We start from the raw sequence: 19,349 nt of genomic DNA on the forward strand, positions 1-19,349 counted from the left end.
CTGAGTTAAAAAAGAGCATACCAACAAAGGAACCACCTTTCTATAGGGATAGGGATAGGGATAGGGATAGGGATAGGGATAGGGATAGGGATAGGGATAGATAAACGAGAAATCGACCAAACACCAGATCAAAAGGCAAAAAGGTGCTCTTCAAAATCCTTCCTTATTAAGAAGAGGTATGAGGAGCACTTTTTTAAGAACGGATTTTTATGATAATTGTATGAAGCTAACTATTCAGCATTTAGTCAGCCAATTAGCGCATCTTAACCTTCTCGCGCAATTGAATGGCTGCCTGAACCATATGATGCAAGGAGGGGATAACCTCTTCCCACCGCCTTGTTTTAAGCCCACAATCTGGGTTAACCCAAAGCCGGTCGATAGGTAAGGTTTCCATCGCCTTTTCCATCAGCCGTACCATTTGTGCCTGAGAGGGAATAGCGGGCGAATGAATATCATAAACCCCTGGGCCAATAGCATTAGGATATTTAAAGCGTTCAAATGCCCGTAACAACTCCATATTAGAGCGCGATGTCTCTATCGTTATAACATCAGCATCCATTCCAGCAATGGCTTCGAGGATATCATTAAATTCTGAATAGCACATATGGGTATGAATCTGTGTGGTATCTTTTACACCGTTGGCAGCAATCCTAAAGGCGTTTACAGCCCAAGACAGATAGGTATCCCACTCAGACTGATGGAGGGGGAGCCCCTCACGCAAGGCAGGTTCGTCAATCTGTATTATCGTAATCCCTGAAGTTTCCAGGTCACAAACCTCTTTACGGATTGCCATGGCCAAATTTAGGCATGTTTGCGAGCGGGGCTGATCATCTCTGACAAATGACCAATTCAGCATTGTGACAGGCCCTGTTAGCATACCTTTGACCGGCCTATCTGTAAGACTTTGGGCATAAATAGCCCATTCTAACGTTATGGGGGCCAAGCGCTCTACATCCCCGTAGAGAATGGGAGGTTTTACACAACGAGACCCATAAGATTGAACCCACCCGTTACGGCTTAACGCATATCCTTGCAAATGTTCCCCAAAATACTCCACCATATCATTACGTTCTGCTTCACCATGCACCAAAACATCCAGGCCCAGCGATTCTTGCTGTGTGATACAGGTGGCAATCTCCTGGCGAATACGACGATCATACGCCTCTTTTTGGATTTCTCCTTTACGATAGCGCATACGCACCTGACGAATTTCAGAAGTTTGAGGGAATGAACCAATGGTTGTTGTTGGAAAAAGTGGTAAATGTAAAACCGTATTCTGCAAAGCAGCACGCTGTTTATAATGCGAAAGCCTTTTTCCCCATTCAGGGGTTACGCTGGCCATTTCTTCTCTTATCGCTGCATTATAAACACGTTGTGAAGTTTTACGGCTATTCATAGCCTTTTTATTGTCTTCAAGCTGAGCATAAACTGCCTTTCGCCCTTTTTTCAAAGCTTGAGCTAAAATGGCAACTTCTTCAATCTTTTGGACAGCAAAAGCAAGCCAGGTGACAATTTCAGGATCCATGGCGGTTTCAAACGCAATATCCAACGGCACGTGCAGTAATGAGCAGGATGGCGCAATCCATAATCTTTTTTGCAATTTTGCATAAATGGGTTCAAGCCATTCTAGCGTTTCGGTTAAATTATCCTTCCAGATATTCCGCCCATTTACGACCCCTAACGAAAGCACTTTCTCCTCAGAAAGATTTTGTATCAGACTGTCAATCTCGTGCCGAGCGTTGAGGGCATCCACATGTAAACCCTGTACAGGCAAGCGGCAAGCCAAAGTAAGATTATCTCGTAAGGCCCCGAAATAGGTCGTTATCATAATTTTCAGCGGGCTGTTTTGTAAAAACTGATAAGCCCTTTCATAAGCCTCCTGCCATTCGCTAGAAAGCTGGGTGACGAGCGCTGGTTCATCAACCTGAACCCACTCAAGACCCTTTTCTGCCAATAAGGCAAACAGCTCTTCATAAACCTTAAGCAAAGATTCCAAGTGAATGAGCTTATCGCTATGATCCCAAGACTTTCCAAGCCAAAGATAAGTAACAGGGCCAATAATCACAGGCTTGGCGGATATTCCCCTCACCTTTGCCTCTTCTATTTGGTCCAAGAGGCGAGAAGGGTTTAAATGGAAGGAAGAATCTTTGGTGAATTCTGGAACGATATAATGATAGTTGGTATCAAACCATTTCGTCATCTCACCGGCAATGCTCTCTTGGGTTTGACCATTTTTTTCTGCTGTTTTTCCTCTCGCTAAAAGAAAATACTTATCAAGATCACTTCCCCCTTTTTGGACTATCCTTTGCGGGATATTTCCTAACAGCAAGCTCATATCCAAAACATGGTCGTAATAGGAGAAATCCCCACATGGAATATACGCCATCCCATTTTGTAATGACCAATTGCTCTGCCGTAGAAGTATCCCCATTTCTTCCAAAGCGGACTGGGATAACTGCCCCTTCCAGTACGCTTCCAGGGCGAATTTCAATTCACGCTTTAACCCAATACGAGGAAATCCCAAACTATGTGTAGTGACCATTTCTAGATCCTGCCGTAATGATAGATGATCGGCAGGATATTCCCTTTTTTATTATGAAATAAAATGATATTATATCATAAAATCATTAATTTTATTCATGTATTGGTATGCTTGAACGAATTCATCTGGAAATTATCTATGCCATTGAGCAATGTGGTTCTCTCACCGCAGCGGCAGAAAAACTCTGCCTTACTCAATCTGCTCTAAGCCACACCATAAAAAAGCTTGAGCAATTAACTGGCACAATCATTTGGACCCGTGAAGGACGGAGTTTACGCCTAACCCAGACAGGCCTATATTTACGTGACCTGGCGAAAAGAATTGTTCCCCAAATGGAGTTAGCTGAAGAACAAATGCAGCAATATGCCCAAGGAAAACGGGGAATATTACGAATTGGTGTAGAATGTCACCCCTGCTATCAATGGTTGCAAAAGGTGGTCAATCCCTATTTGAAAAGCTGGTCAGATGTTGATATCGACATCAAACAGAAATTTAATTTTGGCGGTATAGGAGCTCTTCTTAACTACGAAATTGACCTTCTTGTAACTCCCGACCCCTTATGGAAGAGCCGCCTCAGTTTTCTTCCGGTATTTGATTATGAGCAAGTCCTTGTTGTGGGATCTTCTCACCCATTAGCGTCATTTAATACTGTTTCTCCAAAACAACTTTCCCAAGAAACACTTATTACTTACCCGGTAGAAAAAGAAAGGCTCGATATTTTTAGCCTTTTTCTTACCCCTGCTGGTATTATACCGAAAGAACACAAGACACTAGAAACCACTGAAATCATTTTCCAAATGGTTGAAAACCAACGGGGTATTTCGGCCATGCCCTTATGGCTAGTCCAAGAGTATTCCTACAAATATGCCGTTACACCTGTTCGTCTGGGGAAAAATGGTATTTTTAAAAGTATTTATCTCGGCACCCGTAAAGACGACTTAACAATACCCTACCTTAATGCCTTTATAGAAATTGCTAAAACCACCAATACGGATTCTCTGTTTCCAAAGAGATCAAGATGAGCATATTCAATGGTTTTGTTTTTCTAAAATTCACAGAGTATTTACGGGCTTTCTTTATTGAACTGTAATTTTTAAAACTCCATTAATAACAAGTAACACCCTTTCTTATCACCAGGGCTTGCCACTCGGGATTTTAACAAGAATTGTAGATATTTTTCTCGTAAGACAAGTATAAATCCAAATTAAATACCTTCTTTTTCTCCCCTATCTCTTTTTATTACACCGTTTAACTTAGAGAATTCTTCCTTAAAAGAGAGAAATTGTTCTATTATATTTTTTCTTCCTATTATACTCCTTATTTCCCTTCACGACTTAACCTCCCTCCTCTTTTCTTTCTTACTCTGCCTGGGGTTGCGTCATTCGTAATAGAGAACTGGAAGCCTCAATTCTGGCCCTGACCCACCAATTTGACATTAGGGTGTCATTGAGCAGCAAATATTTCTACCATGATGTACGGGGTTATTCGTCTACCACGCTGCGGTGCTGTCCTACCCTGCGGAGATTGGTATTTTTCTGTTCGGTCGCTCAGCAGATCCGTGCTAGGATTACTTCAAGGGATGGATTTCTGAAGTTCTAAAAAAACCTTACCCATTTCCTAGAGACCATCACCTATCGCACTCTTCACTCTGTCCAGCTTATCCCCTCTAAAAAATTAGAATAATCGTTATAATCTAGAAACTTTACTGTCATATTTTCAAAATAGCAGAAAACACTCAATCATTGATGGCACATTTTACTAAAATAGCACTTAATAAAAAAGCCACCCCGTTAAGGGTGACCTTGTTTATTTTCTTGCTAAACTAAAAAAGCACAGGAGTTTAATAAGGCTAAAATAGTGTAAGTCATCACTGTTTTTACTTTATTGAATTCCCTTCTACTTTTCCTTGAGACAAATCAAATACAGCAACAAACAGAATATTAAAAATAGTTAATGGTTAATTTTCATACCAAACTAGATAATAAATTTCTAATAAATTAAAGGTTCCTACGGATCATCTTCCACAGCTATCCGACCAAAATGATCTCAAAAAAAATATAATTAATTTGTAATCACTCATCTATATTTTCTTCAAATACCATTTTTCCCCCACTTTAAAACATATAAGTCCATCTTTTATTTCTTTCTTGAAGCAGCCCAAATGAGTCCTTACCTCAATGGGGATCTATGGTTGGGCTTTGGTGTTCTTACGGCCTTTATGACCGCTCTTTACAGGTGGAGACTATTTTCCTGGTATTTCATGGACAAAATAGAGGCGATATTAAGCTGTCCCAAGTGAGTAAATCTTCTTTTATCATGCTGTTTCCTCATATACTGCCTTTGTTCAATCACTATGGACTGTCCCTCGGTCCAATGGAAAACATTGGTAAAATTAATTGGTTATCGTTTTAACTAAACGCTATTGTTAATTTCATTCTTCCCCCAAAAGAAAGACGGTAGAAGTTAAAAAGGAGACTTGACGAAGGGCTGTGCTGACAACATCCCGATCAACATCCTCACTAAACATTTTTGTATTGGCCTCCGTGGCAAGCTTATCGATTAGCTCCAACGCTATAGGAACACCCCCCAATAAGGCACTCAAGCAACGTTTCAGTTCCCAGCCTCCATTAGTCTTTGCAGGGCCGTCAGAGCCGGTTCATTGGCCAGTATGGGGGCGATATACAAAACTGTTGGTTGAGGTTGCTGGCTAAAATACGCCAAGGCTGCCTGATACTCCGGGTCTGTTGTGCCGTAGTCGTTCCCAACCGCCTCCATGGAGGTATAAAGGCGCATTTGCTCCTCTGGAGGGATAACGTTCTGTGTAGTTCCAATCACCAGAAGGGCGTGAAAATCAACAGTAACTGATGCGGTCTGTTCAAATCGAACCGTGACATTTACCACATCGCTGAGGGGAAGAAGAGCCATAATCAGTCCTTTCTGAAGCGCACTCTTGTAGAGATATTGTCTGAGAGAAAAGGGCGATTTTTGCACCCTTATAGTCATCTTGTGTGTAGGCCCGCCTGGTATGACGCCTGACAGTAAAGCTGAAATCCGCCCGCTCCACCCAGACCTGGTTTACAAGGTCAGGGGCAGGCGTAACGGGGCTGCTATCACGATAGGTAAACCCCATGCGTTTAAGGGCCAGAAGATTGACATCCGCTACCAGCTCATCCCGTAATTTACTGGCGTTGCCCATGGCGTCAGACCCATAAAATACTGTGCTGAAACGGAGTATCTCGTGGCGGGCGACTGTCTCATAGGGTTTGCAAGACATGTGTAACCGCACAGGATTCAGCTCGTTCTCAACCAGACCGTAGCCAACGCCGCACCAGTTGGTTGTTAAGGCCGGCTGCCGCCCTGGCCTTGGCAACCAGAGAGGGCGTACATACCGCAATGGCAGGCCGGTAATGCCGGCTACAATGCATTGACCAAGCCTGTTGAGATACTGGCCATACTCCGCATTTTGCTGGCCTGATTGGGCCCTAAATCCGAAATCTTCCGGCATGGGCTCATGAGGGGGATCAGCTGAACGGGTCATCACCTGCCTCCTCTGGCAAGCTCTCATCGCCTCCTGCCCCGTTATTGCCAACGTCTAGCACCTCTAATGTGGCCTGGATATACCCAGCACCGTAATTCCCCCAATCTTTAACGTCAGTCAGAGTAAATCTACGCCCTCTACTATCAATGAGAATATCCGCATCAATCAACCCGTTACCATTGGTGAGAGCCCAAGTTGTATAAACCGTCATCTGCCCCTCAATACGGGCCAGCTCTGGATGCCTGGAGAGCGTAAAACCACTATCAGCCTGGATAGAGCCAGAGGCAGAAAATATTATGCTCTTTTCATCCTGAAACCCTTCATCATCATTCTCCACAATACGCCGTTCAATCGTGAAATCCTCTATAAACAGGGGATCACACAGCAATTCTGTTACGTCCAAAAGGCCCATTTTTATTCTCTTATTTTTGTAAATATATAGTTGACAATTGTAAGTCTATTATTTACATATAAACTATGATCGAAAGTTTCAGAAACAAAGCACTCAAACGCTACTGGACTAAAGGCGATGAAAAGGGCCTTCGTGCTGACTGGCGGCTTCGTATCAAGATTATTTTAGATGCCATTGAAGTTGCCCATTCCCCAGAAGAGCTTGATATTATTGGCTTTGGCTTTCATGCGTTAACGGGAGACAAGAATGGACGTTATGCCATTACAGTCTCAAGAAATTGGCGCATTACATTTGGATGGCATAACTCAGATGCCATTGATTTAGATTTGGAGGATTATCATGGTAAATAGGCAAAGCCTGAGAGCAAAAAATATAGAACCCACTCCGCCAGCAACATTACTAACAGAAATTGTTATTCCTGCCTCTGGATGCAGTAAAACAGAAATTGCAAAACGCCTCGGTGTTTCCAGACAAACGCTTTACGATGTATTGAACAAAAAGAATGCTGTCAGTCCAGATCTGGCAGCACGTTTGGGTAAACTGTTTGGCAACGGAACAGGATTTTGGATTAGAATGCAGGCTGAATACGATATCTGGAAGGCAGACCAGAATGTTGATGTTTCCCATATTGAAACTTTGACCATTGAAACTTTGACCGCAGCCTAGGCTATTCCTCAATGACATAGGTAATCTTGCCAGCCATTTCTCCGGTATCGAGGAGGGGTTTGTAGAGTTGGTTTCCTGCGCTATTCTTGACGCCACTAAAATCCCCTACGGATCTTTGTGCTGCCTCCTGTTTCATGATTTCAGAACGTTGCTGGCGGGTAAGTGGGGTATTGTTTTTATTGCGTGTACGTCTGATCCTGTTCCTGATCGTTGAGAGAGCAAGAGGGGTGTAGGAACCGTTAGCAATCTCACTTTTAATAGCGTTTTGGGTGTTCAGCCCTATTCGCTCCTTAATCTGTTCAGCCTCAGCCTCGTCCCCGGCAAAAACAGCCTTCATCATGGCAGCAACTAAACTGGCATTGCGTTTGTTGGCAGCCTTTATCCCCTTTTCCATAAACGGGCGCGGTGGAATATTATTGGCTGGGCTCCCATTATTGACAAGATAGGCAATACTGGCATTGTTAAGGGGGGATCCTTCCTTATGTTGCCGATCAGCCTTTTCAGCAGGAATACCCACCAAAATACGCTTTTGGGTTAGTTTTTCAAGTAAATCCATTGGGTTTTTCACTTTAGCTGCCCCAATAAAAAAGCCCTCCGGAGAGGGGTATGATATATTACATATTACGTAATATGTAATATATCATAACTTATGACAATACAGTCCTTCGCCGATAAAGAAACCCAGGCACTTTATGAAACCGACAAAAGCCGCAAATGGAACAGCCTGGCTAAAGTAGCGTTTCGTAAGCTCTATATGCTTGATGCTGCTGAGCAGGTTGATGATTTACGAGCTCCACCTGGTAATAGACTTGAAAAACTTTCAGGAGACCGCGAAGGACGGTATTCCATTCGTATTAACGACCAATTCCGCCTCTGCTTTATCTGGACAGCTAAAGGTGCTGAAAACGTTGAAATTGTTGACTATCATTAAGGAAAAAACCATGAACTCTCTTCTGTATGATGTAACACCAGGGGTTCTTCTCAAGGAAGAATTTATGCAGCCCTATAACTTAAGTGCCAATGCTCTGGCAGAGGCTTTAAGTGTACCTACAAACAGGATTACCTCCATTTTATCCAATAGGCGTAGCATTACTGCTGATACAGCTATAAGGCTGAGTATTTTCTTTAAAACAACACCTGAATTCTGGCTTAATCTGCAAAAAATCTATGATCTGAGAACTGAGCGCCTTCAGCATGAAAAGGCAATACGTAACCAAATTACTCCCCTTCAGACTATTCTAGAAAAACGCTCAATTGTTAAACAGAGCGTTTGATGATTGGCGGCTCTTATTCGTGCTTATTCTCCCTAAAACTGCTGGCCTGGCATACCGATGAGGCCAACCAGCTGCCAGAATTCCTGCCCATAGGTGGTGAGGTTCCAGAACCCCGCATCATCAAGTTTAGACAGGGACGTGTCATAACCCACAGACAGGGCGCCAACCGATTTGGAGTTAACAGCCCCAACCGCCATGCCCGGCACGGAACTGACCTGCGTTTTTCCGTCTGCCCCGACCCTGTTCTGCAACTGGGTGTATTTCCACAGAGCCAGATAATGGGCCAGCATCAGCCCCCTCCCATAATCAGAGAGGTTACGCCACCGAAAGCCATTAATTCGTAAATTGATAATCTTTAGCCGCGCTACAATGATTTTAGCAGGATAAGCCTTACTATCCTCAAATTCTGGGAACAGATCCCTGAATTCTGGCTCCGTTAAAGTAGCTTCTTCTAAGGATTGAGTCATAAAAACTCCAGTAAGAGGCTTGATAATTTTTATTAATGTTTCTACATTGTAGATACAAAAAAGGAGTAAAAAATGGAAACCAGTATTAAAAAATGGGGAAACAGCACTGCTATTCGTATCCCCTCTGCTCTTATTAAAGAAAGCGGGATGAAGATTGACCAAGCTGTGGATGTGCAAGTCAAAGACGATACCATCATCATCAAACCCATTAAGAAGCAAAAATATGCTCTTGATAGCCTTCTAAGTGGTATAACAGAAGATAATCGCCACAATGAAGTTGAAAGCTTTGGCCCAGTTGGAAATGAAGAATGGTAAAATCCTATATCCCAGAATGTGGAGATATTATCTGGATTTCCTTTGATCCCAGTAAAGGACATGAACAACAAAAGCGAAGACCAGCTCTTGTACTTAGCCCTAAGCGCTATAACCAGAAAACCAATCTTTTGCTCTGCTGTCCTATTACCAGTAGAATCAAAGGATACCCTTTTGAAGTATTACTAGACAAACAAAATGCCATTCTCGCTGATCAGGTAAAAAGCTTTGATTGGAAAGCACGCAATGCAGAGTTTAAGGCTAAAGCCCCAATGAATAGTATTGATGAGACCAAAGAAAAACTCCTTACGCTCTTATCCTAATATTTTGCCTTGATCTTCTCAGGCTTCTTTCTTCTCAGCTTTTGGTTCGGAAGTAATGGTCTTTAGTGTCTGAGCTGATGATGGAGATTGTTGTTTTTTGCTCCGCGCCTCAAGCTGTTGGTTGAGATAAAGGGGAACATCGCTTTCCTCCATATGCACCAGCCCCACCCTGTAGGATTTGGTGGTTCCGTCAGGGCGGGTAACCAGAGTGGCGGTTTCAAGTTGCATGAGAATGCTCATTTTTTACCCCCCCTTTGGCCCTTATTCCCCAATGGAGGTTCTTGATTATCTCCCGCCTCTCCTTCTGTACCACCATCGTCACCATCAGGCTGAGGTGGGTCTTCAGAAAGCGGTGGAGGGTCTCCACTGTCAAGGTTTGGCGGATTATTGTCAGGGGCCGGATCAAGTTTTTTTCGTTGAGGAACAGGAACTTCTACCTTATCGACAAACGCCATGAGATAGCTGTTTTTCTCATCCTCTCTAGCAATTTCACACCAGCCCTGGGCATAATGCACCCGTTCCCCATTACCCCTTGTGAGGGTAACAGGGCTTCTCATGTAAACACGCATATCAGGTCCCCTTCATGACACCGTTATAATCGGTAAACGCCCCAAGTGAACCAGTATCAACCGTGTCCATATAGGCCATGGTTTCAGGGTAGACAAACTCAACACCCCCCATTAACCCATAATAAGCAGCCCTGAACCAGACCAGATCCTGCAGCATGGGGCTACGCTGCAAAGGCACAACAGGAATACGCACAATATCAGGACGCTGCGTATAGGCCACCATACGTTTCTTACGTTGCCCATTAACAGCAGGGCCTGCATTCTCCAACCATTTCACAGAACGGATTTCGAGTGGTCGGCCTGTTTCTGTAGCCGTAATGCAATTCCGTGAAATATATTCCAGAACGTTGGAGTTGCCAGCCTGTGAGTTCAGCCGACCCGACAGGGCTGAAAAATCACTCGGGGACATCAGCACCTTGGTAGGAATGGCCGCATAACCACTGTTTTTCCAGGCCCGGTTCAGCAAGCTATTGAAGTCTGAAAGGATACTCTCCACCGGCACTGTTCCATCCGTAAACGATACCGTCGCGTTGCCAGTAGAAATATTTCCGTTAGTCAGCAAACCTTTGGTATTAACCGATGGATCACCAATATAAACCAGCCTGTCCATATCCATATTATATTTCAGACGGATCGCCTCAAACTTGGCTTCATCAATAGGCTGGCCCGTAGTCAGAGATTTTTCCAGTTCCCGCACCGTATATTGCAAGGTCTGACCCCAGAAATGAAGAGGATTTTCAACCTTGTTCTGATCAAGATTCACCGCACCAATGGAGGTGGTTTCATCCTTGATCCAGCTGATACCAGGCTGCATGGCACTGGAAAGAGAGCCAATATTGGTCTGGATAAACGAACTTACGTCATTACCCAGAGAAACGTCCTCGCGCAAGTCAATATCTCTCTGCCAACTGGTCGCCATGAGTGGCATATACAGTTTCTGGTCTAACCGCTCTAGCTGGCTAATGAAAAAATTGCCCGCTGCATCTCTTATAGCATCCTGACGGGTGCGAAGGGGAGAGCTGTTCTGCCCTAAAAATAAACTGGTCATTCTATACCCTTCCCTTAAATATTATATTCGATGCAGGCAATGCCGTTGGCATCGGGGCTGCCTGAGAAAAATGCCTTTGAGAGCGCAATGGTATTGCTGCCATCCGCTGCGGCTTCAATGCCACCAATTTTGAGCGCTGATGTTGCCCCCGCAATGCGAACAAACACCTGCCCACCCCCTGCTGGAGTGCCAGAGCCTTGAGTTTCTACGAGAATAAACCCACGCCTAAGTACGTCTTTTACAAGCGAACGCAGGCTTACAGCATCGCCTGCTTGGGCGTTAACATCCACAGCATCACCAGGATAGGCACTGACCAGAAAACCAAGAAGATCAGCCTCTGTTTCTCCACCTGAAAAGGGAACAATTTTTTGGGCATCAACCGTAGACCGCTTAACGGGCATACCCATTTCATAGGCAAGCCATACTGAGCGATCAGTTAAATCCAACGTATAAGGCAATGTGGTCTGGTCATGAACGCCACGGGCAAGCTGGCCCGGGCGGCCGTAGGGAATTTGGGATACGAGCGCAACCATCAGGCCTGCCCTCCTCTGCTATAATGTTCACGAAACAGTTTATTGAGTTGTGATGGGGTTTTGGTCTGGTTATCCACCAGAACGTGACCAGAAATGGAATCATGCACGGCGGATTTGTTATTGAGGGCGATCTGTGCAGAAATCGCCATACGGGCCAATCTGCCTGCCTCCCTGAACCCCAGCTTGTTAGTGGTAAAACTGCGGTACCCATTATCCCTGAATACAGAGGATAAATACGGCCGTAATTTGGCAGCATCAATCACCCGGCACCGCAACATGTGCAGGTTACGGAGTGCGCTTTTAATCGTGCCTGCTGAATCCGTAATGCTGGAGAGGTTAATTTTGTTGTCAATAAGGACAGCACTCGCCGCTGTGTGACGAATAATTCCCCCCACAGTCGTTAAAGCACTATCTTTCGTGCTGATCTTATCCCTGTCTTTTTCCTCAACCACCCCCTCTTCAACCGCTTCATCAGCAATATCAGACATATCCACGTCATCCGGCATATCGTCATCAGATGAGGTGATTTCTGGCGCTTCGGTTAGCTCCAAAGGGGCAGACTCGTCGATTGCAGGGGCAGATGCGCCCTGCTTTCCTACCAAAGCCTGGAGCAGGGAAATGATTTGTTCAAACTGCTCGGCTTTCATTTCGGTTTTGGCAGCAGCTGCCTCGCCGGCCTGTCGGGCAACAGCTTCAGGAGAAGCCTCATCCTGTTGGGGAATAACAGGAGGGATCGGCTCTGCTGCGCGTTCAGCCCCATTGATATTAACAGTTACAGAAGCTGGTGCATCATCACCATCTAGCTCGTCCTGGAGTTTCTGCAATTCCTGCATGCCAGCAGTACTGTTATTGCTTTTGAGATAGGATAGAGCGCGTTCAACAAACCCTCTGCGCCGATCCTTTCTGGTTAATGTTGGTGTCATTGGTTTTCTGTCTCCAATTTTAAGGGAAGGCCCGCCCCGTGGATTATCCACCAGGGCGATATGGTTGCCGATAATATCCACCTGCCTGAATGTTGTTTCGTTTACAGGCACCCATTGGGCACTGTAGCCAATGGAGATATAACCGGCCTTACCATCTGCTATGGCAGCAATAGCTTCAGCATCACGCACCACCAAGTCAGCCATCAGGAACGAGGATTTCTCTCCCTCGCCACGGCGGATATTCGTTGCAGAACCACGAGAGTTTTGCTGATAATTGGCAGGGATTACATCATCAGTCGCAGGATGGCCCAGGGTAATGGGGGCAGTGTTTAACGAGGCGATGGTTACCTCATTAAACAAATCCCCCTCTTCCCTGACAGCAGTAATTTGCTGCATGGGGGCAAGGCCATATTTCTGCATCAGGGGAACAACTTCTACCCCTCGGTATGTCATAGGCTCAAGTGACGCAATAGGAACACCCAGACACAGCAGTGAGCCATCAGGTAGGACTTTACGATGATCGCTCAGGGAATAGGCGATAAAAAACGTACCCGCTTCTGTTTTTTCATCAGAAACAAAGGTGCGTATTCCTGCATCTTCTACAGGAGCGGTTATATTATTCATCTTTCATAGTGGCTCCTTTTCAGGATAGGTTCGTGCCAGCACCGGCAATTATAAATCTGTCCAGGCAACAGCGGTTCGCCCTCAACAACAGGCGGCTTGGTATACTCACACACCACCCCATCCATCGCCCTTTGCCTGGGAACACCGCTTCCCGCCCATGTCTTGCGCCATGAAAACTACAAAACATAAATCGCCCAAAATGAGCGTGACAAAATCATTGAGGCAGGGCTTATTCCAATACTGGCCAAAGATTATGAAAATCTGGTTGAATGTGCGGAAGCTTTCAAGAACAACCTTGAACATTTCAATATGAAAGATGCGCTCGAAAATGGTCATTCCGAGGCAACGGTGATCTGGAAAGAGAAGGATATCTATTGTCGGGCACGAGTGGATTTCCTTCCGGAAAGCCCTAAAGGCATCCCAATAGATTTGAAATTTACATCTCTTTCCGCCGCCCCCCTTGCCTTCTCAAGAACAATCCAGAAGGAATACGCCACACAGGCAGCTTTTTATCTAAGGGGATTACGAGCTTTGGGAGAAAAGCCTAAAGGCTTCAGGTTCATCGTTACAGAAACCTACGCCCCCTACTGCACCTCGGTGTTTGAGTGTGCTCCCTCGCTTATGGAATATGCCGATGCCCTGATTGAGGAAGGCATCCAACGGTGGAGGAAAGCCATCAAAACCAACAAATTACCCTCCTATCCCAATACGGTCTGCTCTGTTGAGGCAACGCCCTGGATGATGGCTGAAGCTGAAGAGAAGCGGTTTATATACAAAGAAGGATTTGCCGCATGAGTGTTATCACATTTAAACCCGCGGTTAGGGGGAGAATTCCCTTATTGTTTGCCCTTGCAGGCTCCAGTGGGTCGGGAAAAACCTATTCCGCCCTTCGGCTTGCCACCGGTCTCGCTAACGGTGGAACGATTGCCGTTATCGATACAGAGGCAGGCAGGGCATCGCATTATGCCCAGTATTTCAAGTTCCTGCACGGCCTGCTTGAGCCACCCTTTACCCCAGAGCGCTACCTTGAAGCCATAGAAGCCGCAGAAAAAGCGGGGGCGGACGTTATTGTTATCGATAGCATGACCCATGAATGGGCTGGTGAAGGGGGCTGTTCTGATATCCATGACGAAACGGCCAGGAGAATGGCAATCTATAAAAATGTTCTTGATGAGCGCAAGCTGGCCAACGTTTCTACCGTCGCCTGGGCAGAAGCCAAAGTAAGGCATAAGAGAATGATGAGCAGGCTTTTACAAAAAAGAGCACATCTCATTTTCTGCCTTCGTGCAGAGGAAAAAATCAAGATTGTCAAAGACCCGAATACCGGTAAAACGCTAGTCGAAAACGCCGGATGGACACCAATTTGTGAAAAAAACTTCATGTATGAAATGACGGGTTCGGTCACCCTCAGTGACGCTAACCCTGGGGTTATAAATTATGAGCTGACAAAAAAGCTCTCCAACGAGCTTCAACCCATTTTCCGCAACAAAACCGCCATTGATGAAAATATGGGGAATACACTCCTTGAGTGGTCAAATGGGGTAAACCAGAATAAGCCAGTTCAAGAGAATAGCGGGCCAGCCAAGCAGGTTGATTATGTTTCCCTCATGGAAGGCAGGCTCAAAAACGCACGAAATACCGATGAAGTAAACCGCGTTTTTACCCAATGGGAAGCAACCAAAACAAAAGCTGAACAGGCAGGGCGGCCAATTGCGGACACTGTAGCTGATCAGGTGCAGGCCCTTATTGATGAACGCCACAACCAGCTTTATCAACCCGAACCACAAGAGCCAGAGTGGGCAATGGATGAGGCCGCATCATGACCCCTCACCTGCTTGCTTCAGAACTCCTCTACGGCCTCATAGCCCAAGGCGCGCTGATCGCGCTCATGTTCGCGGTCATTGCTCTTGTGAGCCGAAAATAAATGCCCTGGAACTACGGTAATTACACCAACGACGACCTCGACCAGCTACAGCGTTTTTTCACAGATATTCCAAATTGTGAAGATGCACTAGCCGAGGTCACAGAAGAAATAGAGAAACGAAATGAACACCACACACCAGCCGTCACACGGTGAACTCCTAGTCCAATACCACTACGCAATTATGGCTAACGACACGATTAAAATTCAAGCCATTAAAAATCAGATACTGGACAAGCTAGAGGCCAATAGCAGGCCAATAACACAGGGGGAGATAGAACGTAGAGGGTTTGAGAATTGGCTCTATAGCTACTCAATAGATAGCAGTTTTGGCGATATTAATATTAGCGAAAAATTTGATATGGAGATGCACAATGCTACGCCAGGAGAAATATATATGCTTCACAGATTTGTTTATGCTGGGTTTGGTATTGCTGCCCGTCTAAAAAACAAAAAATACCCTGTGCACACGAATTACAAAATTGAAAATGGATTTGGTTATTTCGATGTAGGCGCACTTAAGGCCCTAATGCACGCGGACATTCGCGCCGGTCTCGTTCTCCCCTACGATGGCTATGAGGAGGAGGAATGATGGAGGATATCATCACAATTTTCAATTCTAGAGAGGCCATTGCTCTTAGAAATTTTATTACATTTATTGACTTCTTTGTATTCTGCGTCCTCATCATAATTGTTTTCAGAGAAGGTTGGAAATGACCCACCTCTACAACGATACGGACAGGAACGCCAATGCGTGGTTGGCAGAGATTATTAAAAACCATCTACTGCCAGACGGAGATATTAATGAGGGATCTATTTCAGAAATTACCCCTGACGAGGTGTCGGGATACACACAATGTCATTTCTTCTCCGGTATCGGGGGATGGCCATACGCCCTGCAACTCGCAGGATGGCCAGAAGACATGCCAATCTGGACAGGATCATGCCCCTGTCAACCCTACTCGGTTGCAGGCAAAAAACAGGGGGACAATGATACAAGGCATCTATGGCCAGACCTATTTAGGCTCATCAAAGCCAACCGGCCCCCTGTCGTTATGGGTGAGCAGGTTGCAGGAAAACTTGGCTATGCTTGGTTCGACGGAGTTTGTGCTGATCTGGAGGGAGAAGGCTACACCTGCCGGGCGGTCGATATTCCGTCTTGCGCCGTCAACGCCCCACACATCAGAAACCGCCTCTACTGGATCGCCATGGCCAACACCGACAGTCAACGACTCAAAGAATGTTTCAGGGAAAAGCCAAATGGGCAGGAACAGCTACGCACTCCCAACCTTGATGACATGGCCGACAGCAACAGCATCGGACAGCAAGAGGGGAAAAGGGACATGCAGGACGCAGGATACGGGAAAGTATTTGCCACAACATATGACAGCTTCTGGGATAACTGGGTACCAGTCACAAGTAAACTCGACGGAAAAACAAGGCGCGCCGAACCCACAATTCCTTTGCTGGTTGATGGGCTTTCCGGACGCGTGGCACTCATGCGGGGTTACGGCAATGCAATCGTCCCGCCGCTAGCAGCGCAGGTTATACGGGCATTTATGGAGAGTTTGAGATGAGAACTCATTTCGGAATGATTATGAAAAACATACGAAAAAAGAGGAGAATATTTCTTTACGATCAAGCTAAGTCATTAAAACTAACCGCCTCAGAGCTTTCCAGAATGGAGTGGGGAAAAATGCATGTGCCATCAGCCCTTATAGAAAATATTATAGAAGTTACAGACTTAACGGATGAAGAAGTGCTGCAACTAAGAAGGTGTATTTAAAAATGAAACTCACACAAGAACATGTGGACTGGCTGGAAAAACAGTACATAAAAGAATTAGAAAATATAGCGCGTTGCAGAGAAGATGATGGTTCTTTTGATGCTCCCATACCTTTAGTTATAGAACTAATGGAACGATATTTTTGCTTTTCTTTACGGAAGAAAGATAAAAAAGCTTTAAGTAAGCACCTTTCTAAAACCAAACTATCACCAAGGTTAGCTTTTTTTAATTATGAATAATAAAATGAAACTCAAAATACAAACACTCCCACACTATGATCTAGATAATTGGGGTCTACCGTCTTACGGCTCAGAGGGCGCGGCAGGGTTTGATTTACGGGCGGCTTTACATACAGGCCAAAAAGAAGCGTTACGGGAGTTATTCGAAAAATCAAACGCAAACGGATATTCCATAATTAAAACCAAAACCAAGGGGGATAAAAACGCTACAAAACTTAACATTCCATCGGGTTTTGTTGGAATTATCCCTACAGGAATTTGCATTGAAATACCGCAGGGTTGCGAATTACAGATACGGTCACGCTCAGGAATGGGTATGTTCGGAAGTTTGGTAATCGCCCACGGCACAGGGACTATTGATAGCGACTACAGGGGAGAAATTCTGATAGGACTCAGAAACATGAACCTGACAACACGGGTGATAAGGAGGGGAGCGTGTATAGCCCAGGCCATTCTCGCACCCGTTTATCGTGCTGAATGGGAACAAACCACGACTCTAACAGAAACACAGAGAGGACAAAATGGGTTCGGTAGCACGGGATTATAGTATTAAAAGTTATAAAAATACAGCACGAGAGCAATGCGCTTATTTTGATGATGATTTACTTGTTTCGGTGTTTATGCAGAATTGTAATGCTGATTTAAAGAAAAAATATAAATCCATAGCTGGCGGGGTAAGAGCACAGCGCAGAATTTTCAGACAAGAAATCCTACGCCGCATGAAGGAGGGTAGAGATGATCAGTAAATCAGCAATGAAGCGGTGGAATGAAGATTTAAATAATCACCTTGGGCTATATGTCAAGGCGCATTTAAATGTATACGCCCCAAGACCCGAAAAGCCGGATCAAGAAGAAAAACCGAGTTGGTATAAATACCCCGTTGATCGTCTGGAAGAAGCCAAAAACAACCTAAATAACCACATAAAACACCTCACCTACTGGCTGGAAGAGGGAGAAAGCGATGAGTGAAACGATAGAACGCTACCTTACTCCTAAAATGGTTGCAGAACGCCTTAACTGCACTCCTGAAACCGTGCGCAAGGCAATACGAGATGGCAAACTGAAAGCGCATAGGCTTGGGCCAAAGTTTATCCGTGTTTCGCCTCATGACCTGAACATTTTTATGCAAAACTATATATGTCAGACAAACAGCCAGAACTCAAGCTCTACCGTGGAAAATGGTATATCACATGGTATGAAAACAACAGCCGTAAGAGGCTTTCAACAGGAACGCCAGATAAGAAAACTGCATTCCAGGCATTAACTGATTTTGTTAAAAACTATAATGATAAACCTACCGAGTTTACTGTATCTCACGCTCTAGAACGTTATATTAATGCCAGAAAAGGCAAGGTTATGGCATTGTCTAGAATTCAGGAAGCCTCAATCAGGATCATTGAAATTATAGGGGACCTACGCATTGATCAAATCAACCAAAATACGTGGGATTATTATTCGTCAAAACGATTTGTAAGGCCTGGTAGGATAAAGGGAAATAAAGCCGATATACAAATACCTGTTTCAAGCGGCACATTGAGGCGTGAATTCAATGTATTGAAAGCCGCGCTAAACCTCGCTGTAAAAGAAAATTTCTTACAAAAACTCCCTCCCCTACAGCCCCCTTCTGAAACTGCACCAAGAAACCGATACCTGACAAAAGAGGAGGCTCGCAAACTTCTTGATGCCTGCACAACACATCATATAAAGGTTTTTCTTTCCCTGGCATTTTATACCGGATCAAGAAAGGGGGCAATCCTTGCCCTAACCTGGGATAGGGTTGATTTTAAAAATGGCATGCTGGACTTTCAAGAGCCTGGCAGGCAACTCACCGCAAAGCGTAGGGCGATCGTTCCCATACATGAAAACCTACTGATCATTCTCAAGGAAGCCTATCAATACTCAACATGTAATTATGTTGTGGAATATAATTCAAGGAAAGTTAGCAGTGGGATTCGTTGGCCATTCCAGAAGTTATGTAAAAAAGCAGAATTGGACTGGATACCAACCCCTCACCACATTAAACACAGCGTAGCTTCATGGATGGCTATGGACGGTGTACCAATAGACCAGGCTGCCGATTGGTTAGCAACCGACCCAAAAACACTTAGAAAAGTATACAGGAAATTCGACCCAACATACCTAAGAAAATTTACAAAAGCGTTGGATATTTAA

The 19,349-nt window shown here is 44.9% G+C and carries 29 protein-coding genes and 1 pseudogene; 18 read left to right on the forward strand and 12 right to left on the reverse strand.

Features of this window, described 5'->3' with window-relative positions:
• Positions 1-253: 253 nt before the first annotated feature.
• Positions 254-2,542, reverse strand: a complete 2,289-nt coding sequence (metE, locus tag JGUZn3_RS10305; protein ID WP_203413426.1) for a 5-methyltetrahydropteroyltriglutamate--homocysteine S-methyltransferase — start codon at positions 2,540-2,542, stop codon at positions 254-256.
• A gap of 101 nt (positions 2,543-2,643) precedes the next feature.
• On the opposite strand from metE, the gene JGUZn3_RS10310 reads away from it, so the two are divergent.
• The gene (locus JGUZn3_RS10310) at positions 2,644-3,564 is read left to right on the forward strand and encodes a LysR family transcriptional regulator (RefSeq protein WP_203414911.1); all 921 of its coding nucleotides are present in this window, start codon (positions 2,644-2,646) and stop codon (positions 3,562-3,564) included.
• Between the two features lie 1,409 nt (positions 3,565-4,973).
• Here JGUZn3_RS10310 and JGUZn3_RS10315 read toward each other — a convergent pair.
• The 4 genes from JGUZn3_RS10315 to JGUZn3_RS10330 are packed head-to-tail and all read right to left on the reverse strand — an operon-like array spanning position 4,974 to position 6,492.
• Positions 4,974-5,144, reverse strand: a complete 171-nt coding sequence (locus JGUZn3_RS10315; protein ID WP_203413427.1) for a hypothetical protein — start codon at positions 5,142-5,144, stop codon at positions 4,974-4,976.
• Between the two features lie 8 nt (positions 5,145-5,152).
• Entirely contained in the window at positions 5,153-5,467 is a 315-nt protein-coding gene (locus JGUZn3_RS10320) for a DUF3383 family protein (RefSeq protein WP_203413428.1), read from the reverse strand.
• Positions 5,418-6,080 (reverse strand): phage neck terminator protein, encoded by a 663-nt coding sequence (locus JGUZn3_RS10325; protein ID WP_203413429.1) that lies wholly within the window; start codon positions 6,078-6,080, stop codon positions 5,418-5,420. The genes JGUZn3_RS10320 and JGUZn3_RS10325 overlap by 50 nt, the downstream gene beginning before the upstream one ends.
• Entirely contained in the window at positions 6,064-6,492 is a 429-nt protein-coding gene (locus tag JGUZn3_RS10330) for a hypothetical protein (protein WP_203413430.1), read from the reverse strand. Before JGUZn3_RS10330 ends, JGUZn3_RS10325 begins: the two co-directional genes overlap by 17 nt.
• A 65-nt stretch (positions 6,493-6,557) precedes the next feature.
• On the opposite strand from JGUZn3_RS10330, the gene JGUZn3_RS10335 reads away from it, so the two are divergent.
• The gene (locus JGUZn3_RS10335) at positions 6,558-6,842 is read left to right on the forward strand and encodes a type II toxin-antitoxin system RelE/ParE family toxin (RefSeq protein ID WP_203413431.1); all 285 of its coding nucleotides are present in this window, start codon (positions 6,558-6,560) and stop codon (positions 6,840-6,842) included.
• Positions 6,832-7,158, forward strand: a complete 327-nt coding sequence (locus tag JGUZn3_RS10340; protein ID WP_203413432.1) for a HigA family addiction module antitoxin — start codon at positions 6,832-6,834, stop codon at positions 7,156-7,158. Before JGUZn3_RS10335 ends, JGUZn3_RS10340 begins: the two co-directional genes overlap by 11 nt.
• A gap of 1 nt (position 7,159) precedes the next feature.
• Here JGUZn3_RS10340 and JGUZn3_RS10345 read toward each other — a convergent pair whose 3' ends face one another.
• Complete coding sequence (locus tag JGUZn3_RS10345) at positions 7,160-7,714, reverse strand: hypothetical protein (protein WP_203413433.1); 555 nt, start codon at positions 7,712-7,714, stop codon at positions 7,160-7,162.
• Between the two features lie 93 nt (positions 7,715-7,807).
• On the opposite strand from JGUZn3_RS10345, the gene JGUZn3_RS10350 reads away from it, so the two are divergent.
• Both JGUZn3_RS10350 and JGUZn3_RS10355 read left to right on the forward strand, forming a co-directional pair.
• Entirely contained in the window at positions 7,808-8,089 is a 282-nt protein-coding gene (locus JGUZn3_RS10350) for a type II toxin-antitoxin system RelE/ParE family toxin (RefSeq protein ID WP_203413434.1), read from the forward strand.
• Between the two features lie 10 nt (positions 8,090-8,099).
• Positions 8,100-8,432 carry a HigA family addiction module antitoxin gene (locus tag JGUZn3_RS10355; protein ID WP_203413435.1) on the forward strand — a complete coding sequence of 111 codons (333 nt, stop codon included), beginning with the start codon at positions 8,100-8,102 and terminating at the stop codon, positions 8,430-8,432.
• A 32-nt stretch (positions 8,433-8,464) separates the two neighbouring features.
• On the opposite strand, the gene JGUZn3_RS10360 is transcribed toward JGUZn3_RS10355, so the two are convergent.
• Positions 8,465-8,899 carry a DUF4054 domain-containing protein gene (locus JGUZn3_RS10360; RefSeq protein WP_203413436.1) on the reverse strand — a complete coding sequence of 145 codons (435 nt, stop codon included), beginning with the start codon at positions 8,897-8,899 and terminating at the stop codon, positions 8,465-8,467.
• A 72-nt stretch (positions 8,900-8,971) separates the two neighbouring features.
• On the opposite strand from JGUZn3_RS10360, the gene JGUZn3_RS10365 reads away from it, so the two are divergent.
• On the forward strand, positions 8,972-9,214 hold the full coding sequence (locus tag JGUZn3_RS10365; protein WP_203413437.1) for an AbrB/MazE/SpoVT family DNA-binding domain-containing protein: 243 nt from the start codon (positions 8,972-8,974) through the stop codon (positions 9,212-9,214).
• Positions 9,208-9,534, forward strand: a complete 327-nt coding sequence (mazF, locus tag JGUZn3_RS10370; protein ID WP_203413438.1) for an endoribonuclease MazF — start codon at positions 9,208-9,210, stop codon at positions 9,532-9,534. The genes JGUZn3_RS10365 and mazF overlap by 7 nt, the downstream gene beginning before the upstream one ends.
• 18 nt (positions 9,535-9,552) lie before the next feature.
• On the opposite strand, the gene JGUZn3_RS10375 is transcribed toward mazF, so the two are convergent.
• The 5 genes from JGUZn3_RS10375 to JGUZn3_RS10395 are packed head-to-tail and all read right to left on the reverse strand — an operon-like array spanning position 9,553 to position 13,231.
• Entirely contained in the window at positions 9,553-9,774 is a 222-nt protein-coding gene (locus JGUZn3_RS10375) for a hypothetical protein (protein ID WP_203413439.1), read from the reverse strand.
• A complete protein-coding gene (locus JGUZn3_RS10380) occupies positions 9,771-10,103 on the reverse strand; it encodes a hypothetical protein (protein WP_203413440.1) in 333 nt (110 codons plus the stop codon). The genes JGUZn3_RS10375 and JGUZn3_RS10380 overlap by 4 nt, the downstream gene beginning before the upstream one ends.
• A 1-nt stretch (position 10,104) precedes the next feature.
• Positions 10,105-11,151 carry a DUF2184 domain-containing protein gene (locus JGUZn3_RS10385; RefSeq protein ID WP_203413441.1) on the reverse strand — a complete coding sequence of 349 codons (1,047 nt, stop codon included), beginning with the start codon at positions 11,149-11,151 and terminating at the stop codon, positions 10,105-10,107.
• Positions 11,152-11,165: 14 nt separating this feature from the next.
• Positions 11,166-11,684 (reverse strand): structural cement protein Gp24, encoded by a 519-nt coding sequence (locus JGUZn3_RS10390; protein ID WP_203413442.1) that lies wholly within the window; start codon positions 11,682-11,684, stop codon positions 11,166-11,168.
• Positions 11,684-13,231 (reverse strand): DUF2213 domain-containing protein, encoded by a 1,548-nt coding sequence (locus JGUZn3_RS10395; RefSeq protein ID WP_203413443.1) that lies wholly within the window; start codon positions 13,229-13,231, stop codon positions 11,684-11,686. Before JGUZn3_RS10395 ends, JGUZn3_RS10390 begins: the two co-directional genes overlap by 1 nt.
• Positions 13,232-13,471: 240 nt before the next feature.
• Here JGUZn3_RS10395 and JGUZn3_RS10400 point away from each other — a divergent pair, with 240 nt between their 5' ends.
• The 11 genes and pseudogenes from JGUZn3_RS10400 (at position 13,472) to JGUZn3_RS10445 (ending at position 19,349) form a co-directional block, all read left to right on the forward strand.
• A complete protein-coding gene (locus JGUZn3_RS10400; RefSeq protein WP_275402877.1) occupies positions 13,472-14,026 on the forward strand; it encodes a PD-(D/E)XK nuclease-like domain-containing protein in 555 nt (184 codons plus the stop codon).
• Complete coding sequence (locus JGUZn3_RS10405; RefSeq protein WP_203413444.1) at positions 14,023-15,054, forward strand: AAA family ATPase; 1,032 nt, start codon at positions 14,023-14,025, stop codon at positions 15,052-15,054. The genes JGUZn3_RS10400 and JGUZn3_RS10405 overlap by 4 nt, the downstream gene beginning before the upstream one ends.
• Positions 15,055-15,276: 222 nt before the next feature.
• Complete coding sequence (locus tag JGUZn3_RS10410; protein WP_203413445.1) at positions 15,277-15,744, forward strand: hypothetical protein; 468 nt, start codon at positions 15,277-15,279, stop codon at positions 15,742-15,744.
• A gap of 121 nt (positions 15,745-15,865) precedes the next feature.
• Complete coding sequence (locus JGUZn3_RS10415) at positions 15,866-16,729, forward strand: DNA cytosine methyltransferase (RefSeq protein WP_203413446.1); 864 nt, start codon at positions 15,866-15,868, stop codon at positions 16,727-16,729.
• Positions 16,726-16,938: a hypothetical protein gene (locus JGUZn3_RS10420; RefSeq protein ID WP_203413447.1), complete on the forward strand. Its 213-nt coding sequence runs from the start codon at positions 16,726-16,728 to the stop codon at positions 16,936-16,938. Before JGUZn3_RS10415 ends, JGUZn3_RS10420 begins: the two co-directional genes overlap by 4 nt.
• Positions 16,939-16,940: 2 nt before the next feature.
• Positions 16,941-17,177 (forward strand): hypothetical protein, encoded by a 237-nt coding sequence (locus tag JGUZn3_RS10425; RefSeq protein ID WP_203413448.1) that lies wholly within the window; start codon positions 16,941-16,943, stop codon positions 17,175-17,177.
• Positions 17,170-17,724: a dUTP diphosphatase gene (gene dut, locus JGUZn3_RS10430; protein WP_203413449.1), complete on the forward strand. Its 555-nt coding sequence runs from the start codon at positions 17,170-17,172 to the stop codon at positions 17,722-17,724. The genes JGUZn3_RS10425 and dut overlap by 8 nt, the downstream gene beginning before the upstream one ends.
• Positions 17,699-17,923 (forward strand): hypothetical protein, encoded by a 225-nt coding sequence (locus tag JGUZn3_RS10435; RefSeq protein ID WP_203413450.1) that lies wholly within the window; start codon positions 17,699-17,701, stop codon positions 17,921-17,923. Before dut ends, JGUZn3_RS10435 begins: the two co-directional genes overlap by 26 nt.
• Positions 17,913-18,146, forward strand: coding sequence for a hypothetical protein (locus JGUZn3_RS10440; protein WP_203413451.1), 234 nt, complete (start codon positions 17,913-17,915; stop codon positions 18,144-18,146). Before JGUZn3_RS10435 ends, JGUZn3_RS10440 begins: the two co-directional genes overlap by 11 nt.
• A pseudogene (locus JGUZn3_RS12965) lies at positions 18,139-18,297 on the forward strand (helix-turn-helix transcriptional regulator); the annotation flags it as partial. The gene JGUZn3_RS10440 and the pseudogene JGUZn3_RS12965, both read left to right, overlap by 8 nt.
• 17 nt (positions 18,298-18,314) lie before the next feature.
• Positions 18,315-19,349, forward strand: coding sequence for a tyrosine-type recombinase/integrase (locus JGUZn3_RS10445; RefSeq protein ID WP_203413452.1), 1,035 nt, complete (start codon positions 18,315-18,317; stop codon positions 19,347-19,349).

It is taken from the genome of Entomobacter blattae (genome assembly GCF_014672835.1).
GTDB classification, from domain to species: domain Bacteria; phylum Pseudomonadota; class Alphaproteobacteria; order Acetobacterales; family Acetobacteraceae; genus Entomobacter; species Entomobacter blattae.